Consider the following 22,634-nt stretch of genomic DNA (forward strand, 5'->3'; position numbering starts at 1 on the left):
TGCGCACATCGCCGCCCGGCTTTGCAGTATGCTGATAAAACCCGGTGGCCACGACCACCTGCCTGCCGCGTGGCGCCTGACGGCCAAACGGACCAACGAGAGCTGAACGATGCCAGAAAATAGCGACTTATCTGTCCTGATTGTCGACCCCAACCCCAGCATGCGCAGCAATTTGCACAATATGCTGAACCAGGCCGCCATCAACAAGGTGGAATATGCCGTCAGTTCGGGCACCGCCATCCGCCTGCTGAACAAGAAAGCCTTCGACATCATCCTGTGCGAATACGATCTTGGTAGTGGCGCAGACGCCCAGGACGGGCAGCAATTGCTGGAAGACCTGCGCCACCATCAGTTGATCAAGCCGTGGACCATTTTTATCATGCTGACCTCCGAGGCCATCCACGGCAAGGTCGTGAGCGCAGCCGAGCTGACGCCATCGGACTATATATTGAAACCGTTTACGGTCGATGTGCTGAGCGGGCGCATCGCGCGCGCCATCGAACGGCGTGCGATTTTCCTGCCCACCTACCAGCTGATCGACAAGGGAGATTTGCGCGCGGCCGTTGCCAGCTGCGAGGCGGCCGAATTGCGCCACCCTCGCCTGGCCGCAGATTTTGCGCGCCTGCGCGCCGAGCTGCAGCTGTCGCTGGGCGAATGGAAGGAGGCGGAACAGATCTATGCCGACATGCTGGCCACGCGGCCGATGGCCTGGGTGCGCCTGGGCCTGGCGCGCACCCTGTTCGCGCAGCAGCGCCACGCGGAAGTGGAAGCGGCGCTGCTGGAACTGATCGAACAGAATCCCCGCTTCATGGCCGCCTACGATCTGCTGGCGCAAAACCACGAGGCGCTGGGCCAGCCGCTGCTGGCCAAGAAAATCCTCGAAGACGCGGTGACGATTTCACCGCACGTAGTGCGCCGCCTGCGCCACCTGGGCGGCATGGCGTTCGAATCGGGCGATATCGGCGCGGCCGAACGGGCTTACAAGCAGGTGGTGACGAAGGCAAAATATTCGGAATTTCGCGACCCGGAAGACCATGTCAACCTGGTCAGAACGCTGGTTAAAAAGGGCGATGCACCGCAGGCCAGCGGCGTGCTGCGCGACATGGAGCGCTCGCTGCGCAGCGGCGCGAACGTGGAGGCCTGCCGCGCCATCTCAGCCGCCATGCTGCATGAACTGGCCGGCAACGACCTGGCCGCCGCCAGCGAACTGCGGCAGGCCGCCACTGCCGCCAATATGGCGCAAGGCCTGTCGACCCGGCTGAAGGTGGGCCTGGTGCAAAGTTGCCTGAAAAACAACCTCGACGACGCCGCCGCGGAAGTCATGATGAAAATGGTCAATGAAGCCGACAGCGAAGTGAACATGGAACAGGCGGTGGGCGTGTTCGAGCAGGCCGGCCGCCACGACCTGGCCAGGGACCTGGGCCAGCAGATCAACCACCAGGTACAGGAACTGCTGCAAGACGCCGCCGGCAAAACCGACAGCGGCGAATTCAAGGACGCCGTCTTCATGCTGCGCCAGGCCCTGCGCCGCACGCCGGGCAACCTGCCGGTGCTGTTCGCTTCGGTCGAAGCGATTTTGCGCCAGTTGAATATGCTGGGCTGGGAGCCAGTGCTGGCCGAACAGCTGGTCGATCACTTGCAGCTGATCCGCAAGATAGACCCTGCGCATCCGAAGCTGGAATCGCTGAAGCAGCAGTACCGGGCCACGCAGCACAAATATGGTATTGCAACGTAAGCCCGGCAGCTTGCAGCTCGCTTACTGCGCCAGCGAGGCCATGTCGATCACGAAGCGATAACGCACATCGCTTTTCACCACGCGCTCGAACGCTTCATTGATATCCTGGATGCGGATCAATTCGATATCGGAGACGATATTGTGCTTGCCGCAGAAGTCCAGCATTTCCTGGGTTTCCTTGATCGAACCGATCATCGAGCCCGACAGGCTGCGGCGCGCGCCGACCAGGCCGAAAGCGCTGACCGGTGGCACGGCGCCGTCGGGAATGCCGACGATGACCATGCTGCCATCGACCTTCAGCAGGTTGATGTACTGGTTCCAGTCGATGGATGCGCCCACGGTGCAGATAATCAGGTCAAAGGTGCCGGCCAGTTTCTCGAACGTGGTGGCGTCGTTGGTGGCGTAGTAATGCGCGGCGCCCAGGCGCAGGCCGTCTTCCTGCTTCGACAGGGTCTGGCTCAGCACCGTCACTTCGGCGCCCATCGCATGTGCAATCTTGACGCCCATGTGACCGAGGCCGCCCATGCCCAAAATCGCCACCTGCTTGCCAGGGCCGGCTTTCCAGTGGTTCAGTGGCGAATACAGCGTGATGCCGGCGCACAGCAGCGGCGCGGCCGCGTCCAGAGGCAGGTTGTCGGGTATCGACAGCACATAGCCTTCCTTGACGACGATGCTGTCCGAATAGCCGCCCTGGGTGGCCGTTTTTCCGTCTGCTTCGACGCTGTTATAAGTCTGCACCAGACCGGGCATATACTGTTCCAGGTCCACATTGCGCGTCTTGCAGGTGGTGCAGGAATCGACGAAGCAGCCCACGCCCACATGGTCGCCCACTTTGAACTTGGTGACATTGGCGCCAACCGCAGTGACGACGCCGGCGATCTCGTGGCCAGGCACCATCGGGAAGGCCGCATTGCCCCATTCGTCGCGCGCCTGGTGGATATCGGAATGGCATACGCCACAGTATTTGATCGAGATGGCAACGTCGTCTTCGCGCGGGGTGCGGCGCTCGAAGCTGAATGGCTGCAGTTTGCTGGTCGGGCCGAGTGCGGCGTAGCCTTTGGCAGTAGTGGTCATGAAAACTCCTGTGGTCTGGTTGCGGGGATCACGCATGGCGTGCATGCGACAAGCCACAGTGTGCACCAGCGCGGCAGCGCACGTTACCGCGATCCTGCAAAAACTTTGCACGATAGTCCGAATGTGGCCGGGAACACGCTGTGCTTGCATCGCCGCCCTGCTACACTGGCGCTACCATGACACCTACAATGTTACCGCAAGATGAAATCGCCGCCCTGATCAGCCGCCATGCCCCTGGCAGCGGTGATTACGGCACGTTGATCGAGAGCCTTTCCTTCCACCGCCGCGACGCGCCTACCGATTCGCTATGTCATGCGGCGCGCCCCAGCGTGGCGATCATCGCCCAGGGTGCGAAAGAAGTGACACTGGGTAGCGAGGTCTTTCACTACAGCCGCATGCAGTACCTGCTGACGTCGGTCGACCTGCCGGTGCAGGCGCGCGTGGTGGAAGCGAGCGCGCAGTCGCCGCATCTGTGCGTGGTGCTGGCTATCGATATCGCCGACGTGGCTGCGCTGACTGCCAGCGACGACGCGGGCTTTTCGCGCCAGGTCCCGGTCGCACGCGGCATATCCGTCAGCGAGGTGCCTGGCGACCTGCTCGACGCCATGCTGCGTCTGGTACGCCTGCTCGATCAGCCTGCCGATATCGCCGCGCTGGCACCCCTGATCCAGCGCGAGCTGACCTACCGCCTGCTCAAGGGACCGGTCGGCGCGCGGCTGCGCCATATGTCCCTGGCCAGCAGCCAGTCGCACCAGGTCGGGCAGGCCATCCAATGGATACAGCACAATTACTGCGAGCCGCTGCGCATCGAGCAGCTCGCTGGCGTGGCCAACATGAGCGTGTCGTCGCTGCACCACCATTTCAAGGCAATTACCGCCATGACGCCGATGCAGTATCAGAAAACCTTGCGCCTGCAGGAAGCGCGCCGCTTGCTGCTGGTCGAGAAAATCGACGCCGGTACGGCCGGCTACCGCGTCGGCTACGCCAGCGAATCGCAGTTCAGCCGCGAATACAGCCGGCAGTTCGGCAAAGCGCCGATGCGTGACGTGGGCCAGGTGCGCGCACAACTGGCGGGCGCACCGGCAATCTATTCCAGCCCGCCATAGCTGCGCCGGGGGCACGTGTGCGCCTTGCATTGCGCGGCCATCGGCCTTATGTTGTCTGCATCGACATTAAGGAAGCCGCCCATGACCCTGCCTGCCACCGCCACCCCGCTCTACAGCATCGCCGAGATCCGCGCCATCGAAGCGGCCGCCACGCAGTCATTGCCGCAAGGCACGCTGATGGCGCGCGCCGGCCAGGCCGCCGCCAGCGCCGCCCTGAAAATACTGCACCATCTGGCAGACGCTGATGCCGCGCACATGCGCGTGCTGGTGCTGGCCGGCCCCGGCAACAACGGCGGCGACGCGCTGGAAGCGGCGTTTCACCTGGCCGGCAGCGGCATCGAAGTGCTGGTGTGGCTGGCGCCCGAAGCTGCGGCCACCTCGCCCGAACGCGAGCAGGCGGCCTCGCGCGCACGCAACAGCAGCGCCCGCTTTATCGACGGCGCCACCACCATGGCCAGCGCCGCCATCCATGCCGCACCGTGGAATCTGATCGTCGACGGTCTGTTCGGCATCGGTTCTGCGCGCTCCCTCTCTGGCGTATGCCGCGACATGGCGCAGCTGGTGAACCAGCAAAGCTGCCCGGTGCTGGCGCTGGACGTTCCGAGCGGCCTGCATGCCGATACCGGCGTGGTGGACGGCGTGGCGATACGCGCCAGCCACACCATCACTTTTATCGGCGACAAGCCGGGCCTGCACACGGCAGATGGCCGCGACCATGCGGGCGAGGTGGAAGTGGCGGCGCTGGCAATCGAGCCGGCACTGCTGCCACAGGCTGGCGCGCAACTGAACGGCCTGCACCTGTTCGCGCGCCATTTGCAGCCGCGCCGGCAAAACACGCACAAGGGCAGCTATGGCAGCGTGGCCGTGATCGGCGGCGCCACCGGCATGGCGGGCGCGCCCATCCTGGCGGCGCGCACCGCCCTGCATGCAGGCGCGGGCCGTGTCTACATCGGCTTTCCCGGCACGCCGCTGGCGTATGACAACGGCCAGCCGGAACTGATGTGCCGGCGCGCTCAGGAGATGGATTTCACGGGCCTGCAGTTTGGCGCACTGGTGGCCGGCCCGGGCCTGGGCAGCGACAGCGTGGAACTGCTGCAGCGGGCCATCGACAGCGACAGCCCGCTGCTGTTTGACGCCGATGCGCTGAACCTGATGGCGGCCGAGCCCGAACTGCAATCGGCGCTGGCCACGCGCGCCGGCGCCACCATCCTGACGCCGCATCCGCTGGAAGCGGCGCGCCTGCTCGACCTGACGGTGGCCGAAGTACAGGCCGACCGCCTCGCTTGCGCACGCCAGCTGGCGGCGCAACTGGGCGTGATCGTGGTATTGAAAGGGTCGGGTACGGTGATTGCGGCCCAGGATGGCAGCGTGGTGATCAACAATACCGGCAGCCCTGCGCTGGCAACGGCCGGCACCGGTGACGTGCTGGCGGGCCTGTGCGGCAGCCTGCTGGCGCAAGGCTGGCCGGAGTGGGAAGCCGCACTGGGCGCCGTGTGGCTGCATGGCGCGGCGGCCGATGCGCTGGTAGCCTCGGGCGCCGGACCGATCGGCCTGACGGCCGGCGAGCTGATACCGGCGATCAGGAAATTGATCAACACCCTGTCGGCCTGAGGAAACTAGACCAGCCGCCCGGCCGCAATCGTGATGGTGCGTCCGCAGCGCGCAGCGATCGAGGTGTCGTGCGTGACCAGTACCAACGTGGAGCCGCGTTCACGATTGAGTTCGAACATCAGCTGTATCACCGCTTCGCCGGTGGCCGCGTCCAGGCTGCCGGTGGGCTCGTCGGCAAACAGCAGCGGCGGCTGTGTCACAAAGGCGCGCGCCAGGGCCACCCTCTGCTGCTCGCCGCCGGACAGGTATTTCGGATAGTGCTTCAGGCGGCTGCCCAGGTTGACCCGGCCCAGCATCGCCTGGGCTTTTTCCTTTGCGTCCGGGTCGCCGCGCAGTTCCAGCGGCAGCATGACGTTTTCCAGCGCCGTCAGGTGGGCCAGCAGTTGAAACGACTGGAACACGAAACCGAGTTTTTCCTTGCGAAAGCCGGCCCGGCCGTCTTCGTCGAGGGCAAAAATATCGGTGCCATCGAGGATCACCTTGCCGGCGCTGGGCGTATCGAGGCCGGCCAGCAAACCGAGCAAGGTGGACTTGCCGGAACCGGAGGCGCCGACGATGGCCAGCGTCTCTGCCGTTTGCACGGTAAAATCAAGCTGATGCAGGATGGTGAGCTCGCCATCGGCATCGGGTACACGCTTGGCCAGCCCCACCACTTCGATGGCTTGCTGGCCGCTCTGGTTCGCTGTGAAAGCCGCCGGCCGCTGGCCGGATGCCGCATGGGGAATGAAATTGGTGGAAGTCGCTTTAGGGAATTCGGGCATGCTGATCTATCTTAAAAAATTTCGTGAACAAATAAGTACGGGAAAAACCAGCCAGTCGCGGCGGCGCTCCCTGTCCTTGCTTCCTGCGGCAGCCCTGCTGCTGGTATCGAGCATGACGAACGCCTATTCTGCACCAAAAACGCTGCTGGTGCTGGGTGACAGCCTGTCGGCCGAGTATGGCCTGGCGCGCGGCACCGGCTGGGTGGCGCTGCTGGAACAGCGCCTGAAAGCGCAAAAGAACGACACGCGCATCATCAACGCCAGCATCAGCGGCGAGACCACCAGCGGCGGGCGCGCGCGCCTGCCTGCCCTGCTGGCCAAACACAAGCCTGACGTGGTGCTGATCGAGCTGGGCGCCAATGACGGCCTGCGCGGCCTGCCGGTGGCGGCTGCCGAAGCAAACCTGCGCGCCATGGGCGACGCGGCCAGAAAAAGCGGCGCGCAAGTGGTGCTGGTGGGCATGCGCATGCCGCCCAACTACGGCCGCGACTATGCCGACCAGTTCTATGGCGTGTACGGCAAGCTGGCCAGGGAATGGAAGGCGCCGCTGGTGCCCTTCATGTTCGAAGGCATCGCCGACCAGCCGCAATTGTTCCAGGCCGACCGCATGCATCCGAACGCCCAGGCGCATCCGACCATTCTGAAGAATATCTGGCCGCAGTTGTCGCCATTGCTGGGCGCGAAATAATCTTGCTGTTGACTTGTTCGTAGTACGCAGCGGAAATCCGGGGTCAGACACTTCCGGTCTGACCCCAGCTTTACGCTGACAGCATTAATACCTTTACCAAGCACCTCGACATCTCCAAAAAAAATAGCCGCTCAAGAGCGGCTATTTTTTTGAGCAGCGAAGCTTACGGCGCTTCGGCTACCGGGGCGGCGGCGGTGACCGGTTTGACGATCTTCACTTTGGCCTTGCTCTTCAGGTACTCGACATAGTCGAACATTTCCTGTTGCGCCAGGATGCCGCCGATCTGGTCTTTCTCTTGCTGGCGGCGCGCGGCGTCCACTTCGGTCGGCTGCTGCACCTTGCCGACGCGGTAGATGCCATAGCCCAGGGCCGGCAATTCGACGCCCACATAGGCTGGCAGCTTGCTGGTGTCGACCTTCATCACCTGCGCGATGGCGGCGCGGTTCACGCCGTCAAGCTTGCTGCGCGAGACCCACTGGGCGGCGCCGAAACCGGTGGCGTCACCCGAGGTTTTCAGTGCTGCCAGCTTGCTTTCGCCAGCCTTCTTCGCCAGTTTGGCCGCTTCTTCCAGCGTCACGCGCTGGCGTATCATGGCGTCGACTTCGGCCAATGGGCGTTTCGATGCTGGCTTGAATTCCACCACGCGACCGGCGATCAGGGTATTGGCGCCAACGGATACGGCTTCCGTATTGCGCTTGTCCTTCAGGGAATCGTTCGAGAAGATGGCGGCCAGGAACTTGGCGTTATTGTATGGCGCCGTGCCCAGCGCCGGCGACGGCGTACGCGACAGATTGGCGACGGTTTCCACTTTCAGTTTCAACTTGTCGGCCACCGGCTTCAGGCTGTCTGACTGATCGTAGACGGTATCGGTAAAGACGGTTGCCATTTCCGAGTATTTTTTCGCCGCGAATTGCTTGCGCAGGTCGGCCGTGATCTGACCCTTCACTTCGTCCAGCGTCTGGATATGCGACGGCTTGATGCTGGTAACGGTCAGCACATGGTAGCCGTAGTCAGAGGTGATGACATCGCTGATCTCGCCTTGCTTGAGCTTGTAGGCGGCCTCTTCCAGCGGTTTTGGCAGTGCATCCTTGACGACAGGACCCAGGTCGCCGCCCAGTTCGGCCGAGGCCGGATCTTCCGACTTGGCCTTGGCCACGGCAGCAAAAGTAGCCGGCGCCTTGCGCACCTCGGCCAGGATGGCTTCAGCCTTGGCCTTGGCGGCAGCCTTGTCGGCGGCGGACGCGTCTTTCTTGACCGTGATCAGGATATGGCTGGCGTTGCGCGCTTCGGCAGTGGTGTAGGCCTTCTGGTTCTTGTCGTAGTAGCTTTTCACGTCGGCATCGCTGACGTCGACCTGGTCGCCCACTGCGGCGGCGTCGAGCACCACGTATTCGATTTTGGCTTGCTCGGGGATCTGGAAGAACTTGCCGTTCTTGTCGTAGAAATCCTTGACCATGGCGTCAGTCACTTTGACTTGTGACGTGAACTGGGCTACTGGCAACAGCAGTTCCTGCACTTCGCGCTCTTGCGAGGTGATGTCCGACAAATGCTTCGATACGGTATTCGGCGCAAACGCGGTGTTCTGCACGGCGCCGGCCAGTTGCTGCAAGGCCAGGTCGCTGCGGCGGCGCGCATCGTACATCTGCGGCGTCATGCCTTGGGCGGCCAGCATGGCCTTGTATTTTTCCAGGTCAAACTTGCCGTCGGCCATGGTCAGGCCAGGAATCTCCAGCACTTCCTTCTGCAGCACGGCGTCGCTGATGACCAGCTTGCTGCGACCGACTTCGGCGGCCACGGCGCGCTCGGCGATCAGGTTGTCAAGGATGCTCTGGCGTGCTTCCGGCGTATCGAACATTTTCTGGTCGAACTGCTCGCCCATCATCTGGCGGTAGCGGTCGATCTGCTGGCGTTGCGCTTCTTCATATTGCTGCTGCGTCACGACCTGGTCGCCGACCTTGGCGATGGTGTTCGCGCTGTCGCCGAAACTTTGGTAGCCACTGATACCGACCAGTGCAAATGACGGGACGATGACCAGCATCAGCAGAAACTGCATCAAGCGTCGATGGGTACGAATAAATTCAAACATGGGCAGCCAATTCGGATGAGTGGATCACTATAAAAAAAGGCGAACATGCGTTCGCCTTGATTTCTTCGGCGGAATGGACGGGACACAAGCCCACTTCCCCTTTACTTCCCGATTCTACAATGCCCCTAGCGCTATAGCAAGGGCAAATCAGGGCGCGCGCCCCGCAGGACAGCAGCGTTTTGCACCGGCGAATCGAGGCCTGTTCCATCAATAAAAAAGGCGCCGGGAATTACACCGGAGACTGGCAATATAATCGCGTGCACAAACAAAAAACCCGCGCGGCATATTCATGCAGCGCGGGTCTTGATATTCTGGCGGAGCGGACGGGACTCGAACCCGCGACCCCCGACGTGACAGGCCGGTATTCTAACCAACTGAACTACCACTCCTTGAGAGCGTATTTTTTTGGCGGAGCGGACGGGACTCGAACCCGCGACCTCCGACGTGACAGGCCGGCATTCTAACCAACTGAACTACCACTCCGAAAAATACACAGTACTACGTGCATCTGTTTTTCAGCCGGTTTCCCGTCCTGAAAATTACGGCACCCGAAAGCGCCGCCAGATGTTTCCGGTGATTGTCACCTCACCGAAGTCCGTTAGTTTACAGCATCCTTCAAAGCTTTACCAGCTTTAAATTTTGGCACTTTTGCCGCTTCGATGGTGATCGCTTCCTTGGTACGTGGATTGCGGCCGGTGCGTTCTGCACGCTCGCTTACCGAGAAAGTGCCGAAACCAACGAGTGTCACGCTGTCGTTGTTTTTCAGGGTTTCCGTCACGCCGCCGATAACAGCGTCGAGTGCGCGCGCAGCGGCCGCTTTGGAAATGTCAGCTGTTTCAGCAATGTGGTCGATCAATTCAGTCTTGTTCACTAGCATCCCCAATTACAAAGGTATAAAACGTTTACCGCGCTGTTGCAGTGCTTTTGGCGCTACAGCGGCGCGGCGAAAAAAATGTGCAGCCGTATTAAACAAGCCGCACTGTATATGTGTCAAGCGCTTTGGCGCCGCAATTCACGTTTCAATATGAAACAAGCGCCCTAAAAGCGCTTGTTTGGATAAAACGGCCGCAAAGAGTTAGTGTTTTACTACCTCGCCAGCAGCGTCAGGCTTGGCCGCAGCGGCCGCGACAGGCTCCACCGCAGGCACTTCCGGCAACGCTTCGGGCATGCGTTCAAGGGCAATTTCCAGCACTTTGTCGATCCAGCGCACCGGCACGATCTCGAGCTTGTTCTTGACGTTGTCCGGAATATCGGCCAGGTCTTTCACGTTCTGCTCGGGAATCAGGACCGTCTTGATGCCGCCGCGATGGGCCGCCAGCAGCTTCTCTTTCAGGCCGCCGATCGGCAATACTTCGCCGCGCAAGGTGATCTCGCCCGTCATCGCCACATCGGCGCGCACCGGAATGCCGGTAAATACCGACACCATTGCCACCGTCATCGCGGCACCGGCAGACGGACCGTCCTTCGGCGTGGCGCCTTCCGGCACGTGGATATGAATATCGCTCTTCTCGAATGCTTCCGGCTTGATGCCCAGGCGTGCCGAGCGGCTGCGCACGACGGTACGGGCCGCTTCGATCGATTCTTTCATCACGTCGCCCAAAGTCCCGGTGCGTATGATGGCGCCCTTGCCCGGCATCGACACGGCCTCGATAGTCAGCAGATCGCCGCCCACTTCGGTCCATGCCAGCCCGACCACCTGGCCGACCTGGTTTTCTTTCTCGGCCACGCCAAAATCATAGCGGCGCACACCGAGGAATTTATCGAGGTTTTTCGAGTTGACGATGACCTTTTTGTCCGACTTTTTCAGCAGCAGCATCTTGACTACCTTGCGGCAGATCTTCGACACTTCGCGTTCCAGCGAACGCACGCCGGCTTCGCGCGTGTAGTAGCGGATGATGTCGCGCAATGCCGACTCGGCCACCGAAATCTCTTCCTCTTTCAGACCGTTGTTCTTGATCTGTTTCGGCAGCAGGTAACGCTGGGCGATGCTGGTTTTCTCGTCTTCCGTGTAACCGGACAAACGGATCACTTCCATGCGGTCAAGCAGGGCCGGCGGAATATTGTACGAGTTCGAGGTGGCCACGAACATCACGTCCGACAGGTCGAAATCGACTTCGATGTAATGGTCGGAGAACGTGTGGTTCTGTTCCGGATCCAGCACTTCGAGCAGGGCCGACGACGGATCGCCACGGAAATCGGCACCCATCTTGTCGACTTCATCGAGCAGGAACAGAGGATTGCGCACGCCGACTTTCGACAGCGATTGCAAGATCTTGCCCGGCATCGAACCGATGTAGGTACGGCGATGGCCGCGGATCTCGGCCTCGTCGCGCACGCCGCCCAGCGCCATGCGCACGAACTTGCGGTTGGTGGCGCGCGCAATCGACTGCCCCAGCGACGTCTTGCCGACGCCAGGAGGACCGACGAAGCACAGGATAGGCGCTTTCAGCTTGTCGACGCGTTGTTGCACCGCGAGGTATTCCAGAATGCGTTCCTTGACCTTGTCCAGGCCATAGTGATCGCCCTCGAGCACTTTTTCGGCGTTCGACAGGTCGTTGTTGACCTTGGATTTTTTCTTCCAAGGCAAGTTGACCAGGGTATCGATATAGTTGCGCACGACTGTCGCTTCGGCCGACATCGGCGACATCAGCTTGAGCTTTTTCAGCTCGTTGGTGGCCTTGTCGAGCGCTTCCTTCGGCATCTTCGCGGCAGCGACTTTTTTCTCCAGCTCGTCGAGGTCGGCACCATCTTCGCCTTCGCCCAGTTCTTTCTGGATCGCCTTGACCTGTTCGTTCAGGTAATACTCGCGCTGCGATTTTTCCATCTGGCGCTTGACGCGGCCACGGATGCGTTTTTCCACTTGCAGGATGTCAAGCTCGCCTTCGAGCTGGCCCAGCAGGTGTTCGAGGCGCTTGGCCACGCTGAAAATTTCCAGGATGACCTGTTTTTGCTCCAGCTTGAGCGGCAGGTGCGCGGCGACCGTGTCGGCAAGGCGGCCGGCATCGTCAATGCCCGACAGCGAGGCGAGGATCTCAGGCGGAATCTTCTTGTTCAGTTTGACGTACTGGTCGAACTGCTGGACGATCGCGCGGCGCATGGCTTCGACTTCCGACTCGTCGCCCGGCTCGGATTCGAGCGGCGTCAGGTCGGCGATGAAGTGCGTGGGCGCATCGCTGATGTGGTTGATACGGGCACGCTGTGCGCCTTCGACCAGCACCTTGACGGTGCCATCGGGCAGCTTGAGCATTTGCAGGATATTGGCAACACAGCCAATTTCATAGATGTCCGAAGGCGATGGCTCGTCCTTCGCAGCTGCTTTTTGAGCGGCAAGCATAATGCTCTTGCCCTGCTCCATCGCAGCTTCCAGCGCCTTGATCGACTTTGGACGGCCAACGAACAGCGGTATCACCATATGCGGGAAAACGACGACATCCCGCAACGGCAATAACGGCAGTTGAGTTTGCTCAGTTAATTTGGAAGTTGTCATGGCGTACCTTATAGAAAGCGTGTTTACGATGTTGGCGCTCGCTGCCAAAACACAAGACCGGCGAGAATAAATAATTCTGGGAAACAAACTTTCTTTTGTTTATTTCGCAAAACACACCCGCATGACTCTAATAAATGCAGCATTCATAATAAAAAAGCCACGCGCAGCAGGTCTGCCGCGAGTGGCTTTCCGATTGAAGCCTGCAATATTATTGATTTAAATTGTACTGCCATGCATTAAGGAATCAAAACCCTTTTCATGCAAATACCTCGGCAGTGATCAGTTTTCTCCGGAGGCCTTGGCAGTCTCTTGATAAATCAATAAAGGTTTGGCGCCGCTGGTGATGGTGTTTTCGTCGATAACAACTTTCACCACGTTTTGCTGGCTCGGCAGTTCGTACATCACGTCCAGCAAGGCATGCTCGAGGATCGAGCGCAGACCACGCGCACCGGTCTTGCGTGCCAGCGCCTTCTTGGCGATCGCATGCAAGGCAGCCGGACGAATTTCCAGTTCCGCGCCTTCCATGTCGAGCAGCTTCGAGTATTGCTTGATCAGCGCATTCTTCGGCTCGACCAGGATCTGGATCAGCGCCTCTTCCGTCAGTTCCGCCAGGGTGGCGATGACGGGCAGGCGGCCGACCAGTTCCGGAATCAGGCCGAATTTCACCAGGTCTTCCGGCTCCGCTTCCAGCAGCAAATCGCTGGCCGAGCGCTGCGACTTGCTCTTCACGCTGGCCGAGAAGCCGATGCCGCTCTTGTCGGAACGGTTCGAAATGACTTTCGACAGACCGTCGAACGCACCGCCGCAGATGAACATGATGTTGGTGGTGTCGATCTGCACGAAGTCCTGGTTGGGATGCTTGCGCCCGCCTTGTGGCGGCACCGAAGCCATGGTGCCTTCGATCAGTTTCAGCAGCGCTTGCTGCACGCCCTCGCCCGACACGTCGCGCGTGATGGACGGGTTGTCGGACTTGCGTGAAATCTTGTCGATCTCATCGATATAGACGATGCCGCGCTGGGCTTTCTCGACATCATAGTTGCAGCTTTGCAGCAGCTTCTGGATGATGTTTTCCACGTCTTCGCCCACATAACCGGCTTCGGTCAGGGTGGTCGCATCGGCGATCACGAACGGCACGTTGAGCATGCGCGCCAGGGTCTGGGCCAGCAGGGTCTTGCCCGAACCGGTAGGACCGACCAGCAAGATATTGCTCTTGGCCAGTTCGATGTCGTCTTTCTTGCCCAGGTGCTTGAGGCGCTTGTAGTGGTTGTACACCGCCACCGACAGGATGCGCTTGGCCGTCTGCTGGCCGATCACGTACTGATCGAGCATGGCGGCAATTTCTTGCGGAGTCGGCAGGTCCGACTTGGTGCCGGTCACCGTCTCGATGCTCGACGTTTCATCACGGATGATGTCGTTGCACAAGTCGATGCACTCGTCGCAAATGAAGACGGACGGACCGGCGATGAGTTTCTTTACCTCGTGCTGGCTTTTGCCGCAGAACGAGCAATACAGTAATTTTTCGCCGCTAGAGGATTTTTTGTCTGACATAAGGCATTTTGGTTGGAACTACATTAACAATATTGCAAAATCGCTGGCCGGCAAAACGGCAGCAAGCCATCAAGGCTGCCACCCATGGCGCGAGTCGGATCAGCATGCACAAGCACCATGCTACCCGAAATAAAAGCGAAACGCCCGAACGTTTGAGCGCCCGGGCGTTTACTTAAATACTTAGCAATACCGGTAGGGGCACATCAAGCGCGGGTGGTCAACACTTTGTCGATCAATCCGTACTCCACAGCCTCGTCGGCAGACATGAAACGATCGCGGTCGGTATCTTTGGCGATCTGTTCGATCGACTGGCCCGTGCGCTCGGCCATGATGCCGTTCAAACGCGTACGCAAGTAAAGGATTTCCTTGGCCTGGATCTCGATATCGGACGCCATGCCTTGCGAACCACCGGAAGGCTGGTGAATCATGATGCGCGAGTTCGGCAGCGAGAAACGCTTGCCCTTGGCGCCTGCAGCCAGCAAGAAGGCGCCCATCGAGGCGGCCATGCCGGTACACAGGGTCGAGACGTCAGGCTTGATGAACTGCATCGTGTCGTAGATGGCCATGCCGGCTGACACCGAACCACCTGGCGAGTTGATGTACAGCGAGATTTCCTTTTCCGGATTTTCGCTTTCCAGGAACAGCAGCTGGGCGACCACCAGGTTGGCCATCTGGTCATTGACCGGACCGACCATGAAAATCAAGCGTTCCTTGAGCAGGCGCGAGTAAATATCATACGAGCGCTCGCCGCGGCCGCTTTGTTCCACCACCATCGGCACCAGGCCGAGCATTTCAGTGTCCAGCGCCGGATTACGGTACATACCTGTCATTTTATTTCCTTGTGAAGCAGTTAGAGGGCGCCGCCCAGGCCGCAAGGCCGGGAGCGGCACCCGGATGCCAACTGGTTTACGCTTGTGCGTTGCTTCCCATCAGTTCATCGAAAGCAACTGCTTTCGATGTCACTTTCGACAGGCCCAACACGTAAGTGACGACGTTTTCTTCCAATACAAGGGCTTCGATCTCACCGAGGCGACGACGGTCGCTGTAGTAGTACTTCAGCACTTCGCGTGGATCTTCGTAGCTTTGAGCGAAATCTTCGATTTGCGCCTTGACTTGCTCAGGCGTCGCTTGCAGATTGTTGTCGCCGACCAGTTGCGACAGGATCAGGCCCAGGCGTACGCGACGCTCGGCTTTTTCTGCGAACAGTTCTGGTGGGAAAGGCACGTCCTTGACGTTCATGCCGCGCTGCGCCATGTCCTGGCGGGTCATTTCAGCCAGGCGGTCGGAATCCAGGGTGATCAGCGTTTTTGGCACGTCCAGCTCGGCGACCTTGACCAGCGCGTCCATGACGGCTTCCTTGTTGCGTGCTTTCACGCGGCCAGCGACTTCGCGCTGCAGGTTGACTTTGATGTCTTCGCGCATTTTGGCCAGGTCACCATCGGCAACGCCCAAGGACTTGGCGAATTCGGCATCGACTTCCGGCAGGTGCGCCCACTCCAGCTTTTGCAGGGTGATGGTGAACGAGGCGCTCTTGCCGGCCACGTCCTTGCCATGGTAGTCCTCAGGGAAGGACAATGGGAAAGTCTTGGACTCGCCCACTTTCAGGCCCAGCGTCGCTGCTTCGAATTCTGGCAGCATGCGGCCTTCGCCCAGCACGAAAGCATAGCCATCAGCTTTGCCGCCAGGAAATTCCACATCGTCGATCGAGCCGACGAAGTCTACCGTCACGCGGTCGCCGTTAGCTGCGACTGGCTCGCCGCCGTCACCGTGTTCGCCGGCTTCGCCCTTGGTGTGGAAATGCACGCGCTGCTTGCGCAGGATGTCGATGGTCTTGTCGATTTCGGCTTCCGACACTTCGGCTTGCACGGTTTCGATTTCAACGGCGGCCAGGTCGCCGATGGTGACTTCCGGATACACTTCGAAAGTTGCGTCAAATGCCAGCTGGCCTTCCGCGGCTTCTTCTTTCGGCACGATGTTCGGGAAACCGGCCACGCGCAGATTGTTTTCGTTGGCGGCGTCGTTGAACGCGCGGCCGACTTTGTCATTCAGCACTTCGGATTCAATTTGATAGCCGTATTGTGCCGCGACCATTTTCAACGGCACTTTACCCGGACGGAAGCCCGGTGCCTTGGCCGTACGGGCTTGCACTTTCAGGCGCTTCTCGACTTCCGTGCGGACGTCCGTCAGCGGGAAGGAGATGGTGATACGACGTTCGAGTTTGCCCAAGGTTTCGACTGCAGTTGCCATGTAAAAAATCGTCCAAAAAATAAACACTGTTGGTGCGAGAAAAGAAGACCCGACCCCTTGCGCCATCACTGGCGGCAAGACATGGGTCCAGCTTCACTCGCTCGCATATTCATCTGCGCAGCCGGACAACAGGCTGGTGGACCCGGTCTGCCCGGCGAACTTCACCAGGCACCAGACAATCCGCTGTGTTCCATACTGCAACAGGGCTCCGACCGTCCGGCACTGCTTCGGTTCAAGCGCAGGGCCGGCCATCATTCGGTAAAGCGTGGCATTATAACAAAGCACCTGGAAAAGTGGCTGTCTCCAGTAATGCCCGTTATCGCCTGAAATCAGGCTTTCCAGCCTGCTTCGTCTACTAGTATATGCGATCTGCCGCCACGTCCCAAACAAAGAAATGCCGAAAACGGGAAGTTTTCATGCAAAAACCGCCTGTTTTACGCCGAATCGGCTAAAAACGGCATCGATTGCATTGCAAACCGGGAATGATGGAGAGTAAAACCGGGGAGATGGCGCTATAGCTGGTGGGGTCCCAGCTTGCCGAAAGAAAAACCTGATTGCACCACCAGATAAAATCCACCTGGTTTGGTGCGGATGGGGAGACTCGAACTCCCAAGCCGAAGCACTGGCTTCTAAGACCAGCGTGTCTACCAATTCCACCACATCCGCTTGTTTCAACTGCCTGATCCAGGCACTCCCGATTCTAACAACTCGGAAGCATTCTGGATACCTCGCTCTTGCCTGCCGAAGCTGGCTGCCAGAGCAAAGGCGGCATTCTACTGGATTTCCCAGAGGAATGCCGCCTTTTTTACTATCAGCCGCGCTGAAGTGCTACTTGTCCGGCGCCACCGGCTTCTTCACTCGGAACCACGCCGCATACAGGGCCGGCAGGAACAGCAGCGTCAATGCGGTGGCCAGTATCAGGCCGCCCATGATGGCGACCGCCATCGGCCCCCAGAACACCGAGCGCGACAGCGGAATCATGGCCAGCGCAGCAGCGGCGGCCGTCAGCACGATGGGCCGGCAGCGGCGCACGGCCGAGTCGATAATCGCATCCCACGGCGCGGAACCATCCTTGATATCCTGCTCGATCTGATCGACAAGAATCACCGAGTTGCGGATGATCATGCCGAACAGCGCGATCACGCCCAGGTTGGCGACAAAGCCGAGCGGACGGTGCAAGGCCAGCAGGGCAAACGCCGCGCCCGCCACGCCCAGCGGCCCCGTCAGGAACACCAGCAGCGCGCGCGAGAAGCTGTGCAGCTGCAGCATCAGCAAGGTAAAGATCAAAAAGATCGCCAGCGGCAGATTGGCCGCGATCGACGCCTCGGCCTTGCCGCTGTTGGCCGCCACGCCCTTGAGCGTGATGCGATAGCCCGGCGGCAATTTTGCCCGCAAGGCATCGAGTTGCGGCTGCAACTGGGTCGAGACGGTGGCGCCCTGGATAGTGTCGCCCACGTCGGACTGCACGGTAATCGCCCATTCACGCTTGTCGCGCCAGACCACGCCCGGCTCCCACACGAAATGGATGCGGGCGATCTGCGAAATCGTGACCGACTTGCCATTCGCGGCCGGGATATTCGTGTCGTTCAGCACGGAAATGGTGTTGCGCTCTTCCAGTGGCTGGCGTACCTGGATATCGATCAGCTTGTTGTCTTCGCGGAACTGGCCGATCACCGTACCCGACAGAATGGTATTGGCTGCCTGCATCACCGTCTTCGAGGTAATGCCCAGCGCCCGCATCTTGTCCTGGTCCAGGTCCAGGCGCATCACCTTGACCGACTCATTCCAGTTGTCGTTGACGCCGACCGTATTCGGGTTGGCGCGCAGGATATCCTTGACCTGGTCAGCGATATTGCGCACCGTGGCCACTTCCGTGCCGGTCACGCGAAACTGCACCGGATACGGCACCGGCGGGCCATTCGGCAACAGTTTCACCCTGCCCCGCACTTCCGGGAAATCGTGCTTGAAAACTTCGACAATCTTCTTGCGCAGCAATTCGCGGTCGGCCAGGCTTTTCGGCAGGACGACGATCTGCGAGACGTTGGTCTGCGGGAAAATCTGATCGAGCGGCAAGTAGAAACGCGGGCTGCCCGTGCCGACGTAGCTGGTCACGCTGTCCACGCCATCGAGTTTGCTGACGAAAGCTTCGAATTTCTTTACCTGCTTTTCATTGGCCGCAAACGTCGTGCCTTCGGGCGACCACATCTCCACCATCAGTTCCGGACGGCTGGAATCGGGGAAGAATTGCTTCTCGATAAAATTGAAGCCGTAGATGCCCAGCGCAAAAACGGCCAGGGTGGCGGCAATCGTCGTCTTGCGCCATTCCACGCACCAGGTGACGGCGCGGCGAAAACGGCGAAAGTTCGGCGTATCGAACAGCTCATGGTCATTATTGGCGTGCGGCTTGACCTTCAGCAGCAAGTAGCCAATGTATGGCGTAAACACCACCGCCACCACCCAGGAAATGATCAGCGCCAGCGCATTGACGGAAAACAGCGAAAAGGTATATTCGCCGGCAGTCGACTTGGCCAGGCCGATCGGCAAAAAGCCCGCCACGGTAATCAAAGTGCCAGTCAGCATCGGCATGGCGGTCGAGGTATAGGCAAAGGTGGCGGCGTCAAAGCGCGACATGCCCTCCTCCATCTTGCGCACCATCATCTCGACTGCAATAATGGCGTCATCGACCAGCAGGCCCAGCGCAATGATCAGGGCGCCCAGCGAGATTTTGTGCAGGTCGATGTCGAGCATGCGCATGAACAGAAAGGTGACGGCCAGCACCAGCGGGATGGTCAGCGCCACCACCAGTCCCGGGCGTACGTCGATGCGCAGCGGCTTGGTGTGCAAGCCCAGCGCGACAAAGCTGACCGCCAGCACGATCAAAATCGCTTCGATCAGGGTATGCACGAATTCACCTACCGAGGCCGAGACAGATGCGGGCTGGTTCGACACGCGCTGCAACTGTATGCCGACTGGCAAGCCTTTTTCCATGCGCGACACGGTTGCCTGCAAGGCCTTGCCCATCTCGATGATATTGCCGCCCTTTTCCATCGATACGCCCAGGCCGATCACTTCCTTGCCGTTGAAACGCATCTTGTCCTTGGGCGGATCGATGAATTCACGTTTCACGGTAGCAAAGTCACCGAGGCGGAAGGTGGTGCCATTGGCGCGCAGCTCCAGGTTTTCCAGGTCTTTCACCTTGACCATGGCGCCCGTGACCCGCACCTGCAGATTGTCGGTCGGCGTGACCAGCACGCCGGTGGCGTTGATGGTGTTCTGTTCCGATAACTGATTGACGATGGCTTCGAACGGGATGCCCAGCTGGGCGAATTTCTTGTGCGAAAAAACGATATTGATCTTTTCATCCTGCACACCGAACAGTTCCACCTTGGCTACCTGCGACACGCCCAACAATTGCTGGCGCACGTCGTCGGCGTAATCTTTCATTTCGGCATAGGTAAAACCATCGCCGGACAGGGCGAAAATGGAGCCATAGGTATCGCCGAACTCGTCGTTGAAAAACGGCCCGACCACGCCGGCCGGCAAGGTATTCTTGATATCGCCGATCTTTTTGCGCACCTGGTACCAGGCGGCCGAGGTTTCCTTCGGTGGCGTCGATTCGCGCAGTTCCAGCAGGATCAGGGTCTCGCCCGGCTTGGAATAGCTGGTGATCTCGTCGATGTACGGGGTTTCCTGCAGCTTGCGTTCCAGCTTGTCGGTTACCTGTTCGGCCATCTGCAGGGCGGTCGCGCCGGGCCAGTACGCTTGCAGCACCATGGCGCGGAAGGTAAACGGCGGATCTTCGTCCTGCCCAAGATTGGCATAGCTGAGCATGCCGCCGATCAGCAGCACCGCCATCAGGTAGCGCGTCAGCGGTATATGTTCAAGCGCCCAGCGTGACAGATTGAAACCGCCCTTCATTTGGCCGCCCCGCCAGCATTCAGGGCGGCTGTGGCCGGCGTCGCCAGATCGGCGCCGAGGATCGTCACCTTCTGGCCCGGTTTGAGCAGATTGACGCCGGCCGTGACCACCGTCTGGCCTTCTTTCACGCCCGAACTCAGCAACAAATCATTGCCGGCCACGCCGCCGACGGTGACATTGACCAGTTTCACGGCGCCGCTCTCCACTACCCACACCGAACTTTGCGATTTCTCATTGAACAGCGCCGTCAGCGGCACCTTGATTTGCGGCGTCGCCGTGGTGGAGGCAAATTGCACCACCGCCGTCATGCCCAGCCGGGCCTCGGGCGCGTTGGGAATGGTCACCTTGGCCAGGTAGGTGCGGGTGGCAGGGTCGGCCACCGGCGACACTTCACGGATCTTGCCCGGCAGCGCCTGTTTCGGGTCGGCCCACAGGCGCACCACGACGTTCTTCACGCCGCGCATGGTCTCGACCTTGTCCTCGGGAATGCCGATCACCACTTCCCGGTCGCCATTGCGTGCCAGCACGGCCACCGGCGTGCCGGCCGACACCACCTGCCCCACTTCCCCGTCGAGGCGGGTAATCACGCCATCGCCATCGGCCAGCAGGCTGGCATAGCCGGACTGGTTGCTTTGACCGCGGTAGACGGCCTGCGCCACTTCAACCTGCGCCTGGGCTGCCTTGTAGGTGGCATCCTTGCCATCGAGCACGGCCTGGCTGACGAAATTCTTTTCGCGCAAATCCTGGTAACGTTTCAGTTCGGCGCGCGCCAGGTCGCGGCTGGTTTCAGCGCTGTTAAGGCTGGCCTTGGCCTGCGCCTGTGACAATTGCAAGTCCTGCGGATCGAGCTGCATCAGCACTTGGCCCCGCTTGACGACGGCGCCCACGTCAACCTTGCGCTCGACGATCTTGCCGCCAACGCGAAAGCCCAGCTGCGAGGTGACCCGCGCCACCACTTCGCCGGCGAACTCGGCATTCACATCGACATTGCTGCTGGCCAGCACGATGGCGCGCACCGGGCGCACGTCTTCGACCTTGGGCGCGGGTTTGGAACACGCGGCCAAGGTTGTTGCAAGGACAGTGGCCAAGGCAGCCGCCGCCAGCAGGCGCAGGGCGGGAAGAGCTGGGGCGCCGGTCTCGCGGCGCAGGGTTTTCAGGGCAAACAAGGTATTTTCCTTTACTATGCGGGCTGTTAGATTTTATATGAGGAAACTTTTTGCCTGCCGACTGGGTAGCGCCAAACTTTTTCTCACGCAATATCCTTAAATTTGTGACAATCGCAGACGGTCTGGAGAGGAAGCGTTTTCCTTACTGACTTTCTGGTTAGTAATTATAATCGTGGCGGTATTTTTTTAGTGACTTTTGCGTCATTAATTAATATTTTGTTGCGTCGATAACTATTTACTGTGTCGCCTTTGCACCGGCCGTTGGTGGCCGTGCATGATGAGAGAAGTGTTTCATGCCTGTAGACCATTACGAAAATTTTCCCGTAGCCTCCGTTTTATTGCCGCGCCGACTGGTGCCGGCCGTTGAAGCCATTTATGCCTTTGCCCGCAGCGCCGACGACCTGGCCGATGAAGGCGACGCCCTGCCTGCCGAACGGCTGGCAGCCCTGCAGTTGTACGAGTCGGCACTGGACCGGATTGCGCGCCACGAAGCGCATGCCGCGCCAGGCCTTGATCCGATGTTTGCGCGCCTGGCTGCCACCATTGCCCAGTTCGACCTGCCGATGCAGCCGTTCTACGACCTGCTGTCGGCCTTCAAGCAAGATGTCAGGACCACGCGCTACGCCACCTATGCCGACCTGCTCGATTACTGCGCGCGGTCCGCCAACCCGGTCGGCCTGTTGATGCTGAGCTTGTACAAGGCGGCCGATGAAGACAATGTACGCGATTCCAATGCCATATGTTCTGCTTTGCAACTAATTAATTTTTTGCAAGATGTCGCGATTGACCGGCAAAAAGAGCGCATCTATCTGCCGATGGAAGACCTGACCCGCTTTGCCGTCTCGCCGGCCGCCTTCGAGCAGCCGGAAGCGCATGGCAAATGGAGCGCACTGATGCGTTTCGAGGTGATGCGTGCGCGCGCGCTGATGCTGTCCGGCGCGCCGCTGGCATTGCGCCTGCGCGGGCGTATCGGCTGGGAATTGCGGCTGGTGGTGCAAGGCGGCTTGCGCATCCTGGAAATGATCGAGGCCGTCAATTACGATGTGTTCCGGCGCCGGCCCAAACTGTCGAAGCGGGACTGGCTGATCATTTTCTGGCGCGCCCTGCGCATGTCGCGCAAAAGCGTGGCGGCAGCTGCTCAAGAAAACCCGCTATTTCCACCGTCGCCCACGCGCTAAGACGATAGAATAGCGGCTTCGATCTGTAA

Annotated in this window: 15 protein-coding genes and 3 tRNA genes; 5 read left to right on the forward strand and 13 right to left on the reverse strand. The window is 60.0% G+C overall.

Translation table 11 applies throughout. The features are described from left to right. Positions 1-109 precede the first annotated feature (109 nt). Positions 110-1,735, forward strand: coding sequence for a response regulator (locus ACQ4WM_RS00485; protein WP_436544761.1), 1,626 nt, complete (start codon positions 110-112; stop codon positions 1,733-1,735). Positions 1,736-1,756: 21 nt separating this feature from the next. Here the strand turns inward: ACQ4WM_RS00485 and ACQ4WM_RS00490 are convergent, their stop codons facing one another. Further along, positions 1,757-2,809, reverse strand: a complete 1,053-nt coding sequence (locus ACQ4WM_RS00490; RefSeq protein WP_436544762.1) for an NAD(P)-dependent alcohol dehydrogenase — start codon at positions 2,807-2,809, stop codon at positions 1,757-1,759. A gap of 176 nt (positions 2,810-2,985) precedes the next feature. Between ACQ4WM_RS00490 and ACQ4WM_RS00495 the strand changes: the two genes are divergently transcribed. Together ACQ4WM_RS00495 and ACQ4WM_RS00500 are read left to right on the forward strand one after the other, a co-directional pair. Continuing rightward, positions 2,986-3,915, forward strand: coding sequence for an AraC family transcriptional regulator (locus tag ACQ4WM_RS00495; protein ID WP_436544763.1), 930 nt, complete (start codon positions 2,986-2,988; stop codon positions 3,913-3,915). A gap of 81 nt (positions 3,916-3,996) precedes the next feature. Beyond that, positions 3,997-5,526 carry an NAD(P)H-hydrate dehydratase gene (locus tag ACQ4WM_RS00500; protein ID WP_436544764.1) on the forward strand — a complete coding sequence of 510 codons (1,530 nt, stop codon included), beginning with the start codon at positions 3,997-3,999 and terminating at the stop codon, positions 5,524-5,526. A gap of 5 nt (positions 5,527-5,531) precedes the next feature. Here the strand turns inward: ACQ4WM_RS00500 and ACQ4WM_RS00505 are convergent, their stop codons facing one another. Beyond that, positions 5,532-6,179, reverse strand: coding sequence for an ABC transporter ATP-binding protein (locus ACQ4WM_RS00505; RefSeq protein ID WP_409518362.1), 648 nt, complete (start codon positions 6,177-6,179; stop codon positions 5,532-5,534). Between the two features lie 106 nt (positions 6,180-6,285). Between ACQ4WM_RS00505 and ACQ4WM_RS00510 the strand changes: the two genes are divergently transcribed. Next, on the forward strand, positions 6,286-6,975 hold the full coding sequence (locus ACQ4WM_RS00510; protein WP_436544765.1) for an arylesterase: 690 nt from the start codon (positions 6,286-6,288) through the stop codon (positions 6,973-6,975). 163 nt (positions 6,976-7,138) lie between these two features. Here ACQ4WM_RS00510 and ACQ4WM_RS00515 read toward each other — a convergent pair whose 3' ends face one another. The 11 genes from ACQ4WM_RS00515 to ACQ4WM_RS00565 all read right to left on the reverse strand — a co-directional run bounded on the left by ACQ4WM_RS00515 (position 7,139) and on the right by ACQ4WM_RS00565 (position 21,427). Next, a complete protein-coding gene (locus tag ACQ4WM_RS00515) occupies positions 7,139-9,061 on the reverse strand; it encodes a SurA N-terminal domain-containing protein (RefSeq protein ID WP_436544766.1) in 1,923 nt (640 codons plus the stop codon). A 312-nt stretch (positions 9,062-9,373) separates the two neighbouring features. Further along, positions 9,374-9,450: transfer RNA gene (locus tag ACQ4WM_RS00520), tRNA-Asp, on the reverse strand. Positions 9,451-9,467: 17 nt separating this feature from the next. Beyond that, positions 9,468-9,544 (reverse strand) — tRNA-Asp (locus ACQ4WM_RS00525). Positions 9,545-9,659: 115 nt separating this feature from the next. Next, positions 9,660-9,932 carry an HU family DNA-binding protein gene (locus tag ACQ4WM_RS00530; protein WP_065309571.1) on the reverse strand — a complete coding sequence of 91 codons (273 nt, stop codon included), beginning with the start codon at positions 9,930-9,932 and terminating at the stop codon, positions 9,660-9,662. Positions 9,933-10,136: 204 nt separating this feature from the next. Continuing rightward, entirely contained in the window at positions 10,137-12,548 is a 2,412-nt protein-coding gene (gene lon / locus ACQ4WM_RS00535; RefSeq protein WP_436544767.1) for an endopeptidase La, read from the reverse strand. A 279-nt stretch (positions 12,549-12,827) separates the two neighbouring features. Then, on the reverse strand, positions 12,828-14,096 hold the full coding sequence (clpX, locus tag ACQ4WM_RS00540) for an ATP-dependent Clp protease ATP-binding subunit ClpX (protein ID WP_436544768.1): 1,269 nt from the start codon (positions 14,094-14,096) through the stop codon (positions 12,828-12,830). A gap of 203 nt (positions 14,097-14,299) precedes the next feature. Continuing rightward, a complete protein-coding gene (gene clpP, locus ACQ4WM_RS00545; RefSeq protein WP_436546177.1) occupies positions 14,300-14,917 on the reverse strand; it encodes an ATP-dependent Clp endopeptidase proteolytic subunit ClpP in 618 nt (205 codons plus the stop codon). 85 nt (positions 14,918-15,002) lie between these two features. Beyond that, positions 15,003-16,343 carry a trigger factor gene (tig, locus tag ACQ4WM_RS00550; protein WP_436544769.1) on the reverse strand — a complete coding sequence of 447 codons (1,341 nt, stop codon included), beginning with the start codon at positions 16,341-16,343 and terminating at the stop codon, positions 15,003-15,005. Positions 16,344-16,926: 583 nt separating this feature from the next. After that, positions 16,927-17,009, reverse strand: a tRNA-Leu gene (locus ACQ4WM_RS00555). Between the two features lie 162 nt (positions 17,010-17,171). Further along, positions 17,172-20,261, reverse strand: coding sequence for an efflux RND transporter permease subunit (locus tag ACQ4WM_RS00560; RefSeq protein ID WP_436544770.1), 3,090 nt, complete (start codon positions 20,259-20,261; stop codon positions 17,172-17,174). Next, positions 20,258-21,427 carry an efflux RND transporter periplasmic adaptor subunit gene (locus ACQ4WM_RS00565; protein WP_436544771.1) on the reverse strand — a complete coding sequence of 390 codons (1,170 nt, stop codon included), beginning with the start codon at positions 21,425-21,427 and terminating at the stop codon, positions 20,258-20,260. Before ACQ4WM_RS00565 ends, ACQ4WM_RS00560 begins: the two co-directional genes overlap by 4 nt. Positions 21,428-21,720: 293 nt before the next feature. On the opposite strand from ACQ4WM_RS00565, the gene hpnC reads away from it, so the two are divergent. Further along, complete coding sequence (gene hpnC / locus ACQ4WM_RS00570) at positions 21,721-22,605, forward strand: squalene synthase HpnC (protein ID WP_436544772.1); 885 nt, start codon at positions 21,721-21,723, stop codon at positions 22,603-22,605. The last annotated feature ends 29 nt before the right edge of the window (positions 22,606-22,634 follow it).

Origin of the sequence: Janthinobacterium longum (genome assembly GCF_051380735.1) — a bacterium.
Classification (GTDB): Bacteria; Pseudomonadota; Gammaproteobacteria; order Burkholderiales; family Burkholderiaceae_D; genus Janthinobacterium.